The 7,512-nt window shown below is 54.7% G+C and carries 4 protein-coding genes; 3 read left to right on the forward strand and 1 reads right to left on the reverse strand.

Features of this window, described 5'->3' with window-relative positions; translation table 11 throughout:
* Positions 1-141: 141 nt before the first annotated feature.
* Together RYB09_RS27005 and RYB09_RS27010 are read left to right on the forward strand one after the other, a co-directional pair.
* Positions 142-6,525, forward strand: coding sequence for a DUF637 domain-containing protein (locus tag RYB09_RS27005; protein ID WP_193601273.1), 6,384 nt, complete (start codon positions 142-144; stop codon positions 6,523-6,525).
* Between the two features lie 9 nt (positions 6,526-6,534).
* Positions 6,535-6,942: a hypothetical protein gene (locus RYB09_RS27010; protein WP_080396151.1), complete on the forward strand. Its 408-nt coding sequence runs from the start codon at positions 6,535-6,537 to the stop codon at positions 6,940-6,942.
* Positions 6,943-6,991: 49 nt separating this feature from the next.
* Here RYB09_RS27010 and RYB09_RS27015 read toward each other — a convergent pair whose 3' ends face one another.
* Complete coding sequence (locus RYB09_RS27015; RefSeq protein ID WP_158510003.1) at positions 6,992-7,150, reverse strand: hypothetical protein; 159 nt, start codon at positions 7,148-7,150, stop codon at positions 6,992-6,994.
* 192 nt (positions 7,151-7,342) lie between these two features.
* Between RYB09_RS27015 and RYB09_RS27390 the strand changes: the two genes are divergently transcribed.
* The coding region (locus RYB09_RS27390) for a hypothetical protein (RefSeq protein WP_410478334.1) at positions 7,343-7,512 on the forward strand (170 nt) is incomplete at its 3' end.

The following is a 7,512-nucleotide window of genomic DNA, read 5'->3' on the forward strand; positions in this document are numbered from 1 at the left end:
GGGCAATTGCTGGCGTCGAATTCGTTCAGCGGGAGTGGCGGGAACTGGACGAATGATGGGTTGATTGCGAGTGATGGCGGGGTAGAAATACGTATTGGCGGGACGTTTACCGGTAGTGGTAGGACTTCTAGTGTCGGTGGTATGTATCTGTCTGCTGGGCAACTGAATCTGAACGGCGCCTCGAGCATCACGAGTGGTGGTAACAGCGAAATCAATATTGGTGGCCAACTTACAAATAGCGGACGCCTGACCTCAGCAGGCGATTTAGTCGTGAATGCTGGTGGCATTGCCAACTACGGAACCCTGGGCGCCGCGCAAAACCTGACGCTTGCAACGCCGTCCCTCACTAATGATCGAGGTTTGATTTTTAGCGGCGGCGATACAACGCTGAGTGTTAATAGCTTCACCAACCAGAACGGTGACCTTTACAGTCAGCGAGCGCTATTTATCAAAGGCTATGGTGGCGGAACTCAGGCTAATGATGTTTCGAATATATCCGGGTCAATAGAAAGTGGCGGGACCCTCACCATCAATTCAGGAAGCTTTACTAACCGTACCTCTGACGCAGGTGGCGCTCAAGGGTTTGCTGTAGGTCGTACGCTGGTTTCCGGATTTATCGCCGTACTTTGTAATGATTGCAGTGGCGATCATTACAATGTTGATTACATCGCTAGAGAGTTTTACGAGGGTGGGCAGGATAACGACACCTCAGCCTCCTCTCTGCTGACCGCTGGAGGCGATTTCGTTTTCAGAGGCGGTGATTTCCTCAACAGTAAAAGCACCATCAGCGCGACGGGAAACATCGACATTCAGGCCAATAGTGTCAAAAACCTGGGTGCTGTCAGTGGCAGTATCGAGCGCACACGTACCTATAATTCCGGCAGGGTAACGGACGGTACGGTCAACCGGTTCATGCCTCAGGTAGTTGCTTACAATCAGCGCAACAACCCTGATTTCCCCTATGTTTATTATGTTGATGCGGCTGGTGGCTTGAGCCTGGGCATTGCCTCGTCCGTGACGACACGTGAGCCAGGGCGTGATGGTGGCACGATTAAAACGGTGGTGGTCAAAGACAAGTCGACCGGAAAGGCAGTTACCAATACGCTCACCGGTTATGGCTACGGTGGGACCAGCCCGCAGTCTCAATATGACCGTAACAATCTAGTACAACTGCCTGCAGGTTTGGAAAGCTACGCACTTATCAGTGACGTTGAAGTCGCAAAAGATGGCAGCGGTAACGGCGGACGCAGTGCAGTCATTCAAGCGGGCGGAAATGTATCCATTAATGCCAAACAGGATCTGCAAAACAGTGTCATTCACCAAGACTATGCAGGCAGCGCAGGCACCAGCAAGGTTCAGGACACGCGTACCTCCGGCACTGGCGCCACAGTTATCAGGATCAATGCCCAGCTCCCCCCCGACCTGGCCCAACAACAAGTTAACCCACTAAGCCTGCCAGGTTTCAGTCTGCCCACCGGACAGAACGGACTGTTCCGTCTGAGCGGCCAGACCGGCACCGCAGCCGCTGTCGCCCAACCCGTCGGCCTGCCACAAAGCTGGACCATGGGCGGCGCGGCGGTCTCCGTCGCTCAACGCGAGCAAACCGTTTCCGATGCACAGGCAAGCACCATCCAGATCGGCTCGGTTAGCCAGATATCCAACGCCACCCGCCAGCTTGCTTCGGTGACACGACAAGGCGCTGGCGTGAGTGCCAATGCATCCTCCTTCGACGCCAGCGCGCCAGGTGCCGCGCCCCTAGGCGGATTTGTACTACCGGGCCATACGTCTGATTCCACAGGTGTAACCAGCGTCGACAGTGTCACCGGTATCGCGACAGGTAATCAGGGAAGTGGTGCTTTGCTGCCTGTGCAAAATGCAGGTTCGACAGGTCTTCCGGTCATAACTGCCACAGGATCAGGTAGTTCGGCGGCCCAGAATGCCGGGATGGTGCAAGGCTCGCGTATCAACAGTGCCGGTCAAGTTGTAACCGACGCTCAGGGCCGCCCGGTAACTGCAACGGTTAGTAGCCCGGTCGCTGCTGCCGCAGCACAAACCGTTACCCGAGTGCAGGGCCTGCCCAGCAGTAACTTCGTTTCCAAACCGCAAAAATACCTGATCGAAACCAACCCGGTGCTCACTGAGCTCAAGCAGTTCATGAGCTCGGATTACCTGCTCGCAGGTCTGGGCTACGACCCGGAAGTCAGCGCCAAGCGCTTGGGCGACGGCTTGTATGAACAACGCCTCGTTCAGCAGGCAGTCGTGGCCCGCACTGGTCAGGCCTTCATCGATGGACAGACTTCCAACGAGGCGCAGTTCAAGTACCTGATGAACAACGCCATCGCCAGCAAACAGCAACTGAACCTGGCTGTCGGCGTATCGCTGAGTTCACAACAGGTCGCAGCGCTGACCCACGACATCGTCTGGCTCGAAGAGCACGAAGTGAATGGCGAGAAAGTGCTGGTGCCGGTGCTGTATCTGGCACAGGCCGACAATCGCCTTGGCCCGACCGGGGCATTGATTGCGGGTAACGACGTCTCACTGATCGCCGGCCAGAACCTCGACAACGTTGGCACCTTGCGTGCGGCCAATAACCTGTCAGCGGTTGCCGGTAACAATCTGGTCAACGCCGGCCTGATAGAAGCTGGTAACCGGCTTGATCTGCTCGCGGGCAATGACCTGATCAACACCGCTGGCGGCATCATCAAAGGTCGCGATGTTTCACTGACCGCGATCAACGGCGACGTGACCAACGAACGCAGCATCACCTCGATGGACAACAGCGCGCGCGGTCAGCGACATAACGAGTTCGCCGACAGTGCCGCGCGCATCGAAGCCGCCAATGACATGAGCATCTCGGCAGGCCGCGACGTCATCAACAAAGGCAGCGTGCTGGAAAGCGGTCGTGACATGAGCATCCAGGCCGGACGCGACGTCACCATCGCCCCGACCGAAGTCACCAACAGCCTGTTCTCGGACAGCAAACACAACAGCAGCGACATCACCCAACTGGGCTCCACCGCCAGTTCCGGACGCGACCTGACCGTTCAGGCCGGACGCGACATCTTCGTAATCGCCAGCCAGATCGACGCCAAACGCGACATCGCCATGGCCGCGACCGAAAACCTCACCATCAGCTCTGCGGCGGACGAAGAACACTCCCTGTCCAAAAGCAAAAAACTGACCCGTCAGGAAGACCACGTCAGCCAGGTTGCCGCCGATCTTGAAGCGGGAGGCAGCGTTGCCTTGCAGGCTGGCCAGAACCTCTCCGTGATCTCCAGCCGTATTACTGCGGGTAAAGAGGCGTATCTGGTAGCCGGTGAGAATCTGGACATTCTGGCCGCGCAGGACAGTGATTATTCGCTGTATGACAAAAAGAAGAAGGGGAGTTTTGGGGCGAAGAAAACCAAGCGTGACGAAATCACTGATGTGAAAAACATCGGCAGTGAAATTACCACTGGTGGTGATTTGCTGCTGTCGAGCGGAGGCGATCAGAAGTATCAGGCCGCGAAGCTGGAGAGCGGTAAAGACCTGACGATTGAAAGTGGTGGTGCAGTTACGTTTGAGGGCGTGAAGGACCTGAAGCAGGAGAGTCATGAGAAGAGCAAAAGTGACCTTGCCTGGAATTCGAGTAAAGGCAAGGGAAACACCGACGAAACCCTGCGTCAGAGTGAGCTGGTGGCCAAAGGCGAAGTAGCGATCCGCGCTGTTGAAGGCTTGAAAATCGACATCAAACAAGTCGACCAGCAAAGCGTTAGCCAGACTATTGATGCAATGGTCAAGGCCGACCCGCAACTGGCGTGGCTTAAGGATGCTGAGCAGCGCGGTGATGTGGATTGGCGTCAGATCAAAGAGGTACATGATTCGTTCAAGTACAACAATTCAAGCCTCGGCCAAGGGGCAATGCTGGCAATCATTATTGTCGTTACGGTGTTGACGGCCGGGGCTGGGACATTCGCTACAGCGGGTGCGGCAGCAGGCTCTGCTGCTAACGGAGCAGCACTCGCTGCTGGTATTTCTGGGACAACGGCTGCAACGATCGGTGTTGCGGCAAACGCGGCTGCTGTTGCCAGTCTAACGTCAATAACTGCTCAGGGTGTTGTGAGCACGATCAACAACAAAGGCAATCTGGGGGCAGCCTTAAAAGATACGTTTAGTAGCGATAGCTTAAAAAGCGCTGCCATCTCAGGCCTTACCGCGGGATTCACCGCCGGCGTCATTGATCCACAACTGGGCGGTAGTACTAAGCCATTCAACAATCTGACCAAGGGGTTCGATCTATCCACGTGGGGAGGCGTGGGTGGCTTTGCGGTTCATGCCGGTGCGCAAGGTCTGGCTTCGGGGGCTATCAATACTGCGGTCAACGGCGGTAGCTTGGGTGGCAATCTGGTTAACGGATTGGTCAGTCAGGCAGGCAACGTAGCTGCGGCCATAGGGTTTTATCAGGTCGGAAGTTTTGCAGATCAGAAGCTTCTTGAAGCTACTACAGCCGGGGATGTAACAGGAAAGGCCATGTGGGTTGAAGGTGGTATAGGCCGAACAACCTTGCATGCCTTGATGGGAGGCGCAGTTTCCTCTGCAACCGGCGGCGACTTCACCACTGGCGCCGTTGCCGCTGGTGCCAGTCAAGCAATGGCAGGTGCCTTGAATGATGTATTCAAAGCAAGCCCAGAATATCGTCAGGCCGCTGCGCAGATCGTCGGCTTGGCAGCGGCAGGATTGGCAGGTGGAGATGTCGAGAAAGCTGCCTGGGTTTCGGCCATGGCAGATCAATACAACCGACAGTTGCACCCGGACGAAATACCACTGTTGGAAAAACAGTCCGCGAGCCTGGCTCAGGAAGCCAACATCAGCCCGGCCGAGGCCGAGAAACGCCTAGCACAGGCATTGGCTTATTACACCGATAAAAATTGGAATGGTGCACTCGCAGAGAACGGTGTCGTCCCCGATGCTGTGACGCTGAAACATCTGGGTATCGCGCTTTCTCCTTTGGCTGATACTTATGCAGCGGTAGGCGATGTTCCTGTAGCGGCCGGGAGTAAATCTTATACGCCAGCAGAAACAGTGGCGCTCATCACCGACTATCGCAATACCCACACCGCTGAGTATGCAGATGCGTCGATCAACGCAGTCAACATGCAGGGGCTGTACGCAGGTGATCCTGGATACAAATACGCTAACTTTTACCAAAAAAACCTTGCGGTCAACACCGATTTTCTGAGTTCCCTTTCCGGCACTTTAGCCGGGATTGCCCAAGGTAGCGGCAGCGCGTTGTCGGATTCTTTCGGTTCGGCATGGGCGCTTATGAGTGATCCTGCAGGGGTTAGCGAGCAGGCCGCCAATGGTCTAATGGGTTTGAGCAAGAACCCATGGGGTTCCTTCATGAATAGCGTGGAGGCAAGCCAGACCAAAGAGGCCATGGCGACCATCTACGATATGCAGGGCAACACGGCGGCGAGTGCGGCTATTCGTGCGAAAAGTGATCTTGAGTTCGCGCTGAACTTCTTGCCAGCCAATCGGGCAAAGACGTTGGCAGAGCTCGGGGCAGGTCGCAAGTTCGTGATGGACGGTCCTTGCTGCTTCGCGGCCGGAACGATGGTCTCCACACCAGATGGCGAGCGCGCCATTGATACGCTCAAAGTGGGTGACATCGTCTGGAGCAAACCGGAGGGCGGCGGCAAGCCATTTGCGGCAGCGATCCTGGCGACACATATCCGCACCGATCAGCCTATTTATCGACTTAAGCTCAAAGGTAAACAGGAAGACGGCAAGGCTGAAGATGAAACCCTGCTGGTCACGCCGGGTCACCCGTTCTACGTGCCGGCCCAGCATGGCTTCGTCCCGGTCATCGACCTGAAACCAGGCGACCGTCTGCAGTCTTTGGCAGATGGCGCCAGCGAGAACACGTCATCCGAAGTCGAGTCACTGGAGCTTTACTTGCCAGTGGGTAAAACGTATAACCTGACGGTCGATGTAGGGCATACGTTCTATGTTGGGAAGCTCAAGACATGGGTGCATAATACCGGGCCTTGTCAGCTGCCAGACGGGTATTTTGGGGCAAGTGGTTCAAAAGGTGCAGGGACTGCTCTAGAAACTACTAGTCCTGTGGTTGTCAGTGGTACGCGGGCAATTGATAAGGCTCAAAGCTACGAAAGTGGTCTTCGAAATCTATACGGTAGTGTTCCTTATGCGGAGCGTCAGTACACAACTGTTATCAATGGGCAACGTGTTAACGGTGTTGCGGACAACGTGACTATTGTTAATGGGCAGCGGACTGCTGTTGAAGCTAAATTTGTAGAGGACTGGGGCAGCTCTCTTCGAAATCCTGCTAGCCCAGTGGGCTCAAAGCCTTGGTCGGCCGCTGAGCAGACCAAAATGGTGGATCAGGCGAAGAAATACTCATCCGGTTTCGAAGGCGGCGTTATTTATCATACGAATAGTCCAGAGTTGGCTAGTTACTATTCGAAAGTATTTACTGATGCAGGCGTTAAAAACTTTAAGTTTGTAATGACGCCAGTGAAAAACTGAGGTGATATCTTGGCTAACCAAATAGAAGAATTGGAGAAGGTTTTAGGCGGAAAGCTAGAAAGGTCTGATGCGAGAGTCATTCCTGGGACGGATGGTGCAACCACTAGGGAGGCTATTTATTTTTCTGATGATGGGAAAAGTAAATTTCGTAAACAATTTAAAAAAATAACGTGTTTTGCTGAACCTCCGAATGCAACTAGTGGTGGGATCAACGAAGCTGGATGCAGCATCACACCGGGACATGGCCCGCTCTTTCATGCTGTCGTATATCACGGTGATATTGACGGCTGGAGAAAAGACATCAAAGCCGGTGCAGAAGGTCTTGGTCTACTGTTGGCCCGAATCGAAGGTGATCAATTTATTATTTCCGATGGTCGTTCGATCCCTCTGTCAGATTGCAAAATAGAGTTCTCTTGAACACTGCTTACCCTCAACACCGGCCCTGCGCCGGTGTTGTTGTATCTGCTTACTGCAAAACTTCCCTTCCTTCACTGCTCGCTTTAGTCGTGGCCTGAGCGATCAGGGCATCGAGCGTCTGCGCAACAAATTTCTGCTGGCTTTTAGGTAGCTGGTCGATAGATTCCAGTTGCTGTTGCCATTTTGGAGCAGGTCCACGCTTACGCACAGTGGTTTCCTGCTGCTGACCAAACAGCTTTTCAAGTGTGGTCGAAAGGAGTCGGGCCAGTTCTGGTAACGCCGCTACCTGGATACGCCGCTTGCCGGACTCATAGGCTTGAATCTACGGCGGGAGCTTTGAGGATAACCTGGCCAGTTCGGCAGTCGCTACAGCGGCCAGCATCGGTGGCGCCAAAGGGCAATGGCGATAGGAGATCTTGAGTTAACTGAAGGAAGCATTACCAAGATTCTCTTGCACGCAGGCCTGGGTGGCCTGCTAGCCGAAGCCATGGGTGGTGATTTCCGCGCCGGAGCTATTGCCGGTGGTGCAAACGAAGTGTTGGTCGGATTGCTGGGGGATAAGTTACTTCC

This window comes from Pseudomonas syringae group sp. J254-4 (assembly GCF_032586855.1).
GTDB lineage: Bacteria > Pseudomonadota > Gammaproteobacteria > Pseudomonadales > Pseudomonadaceae > Aquipseudomonas > Aquipseudomonas amygdali.

Coding starts and splice junctions, on each gene's coding strand:
- RYB09_RS27005 (WP_193601273.1), top strand. CDS start 142: ATGTATCTGTCTGCTGGGCAACTGAATCTGAACGGCGCCTCGAGCATC.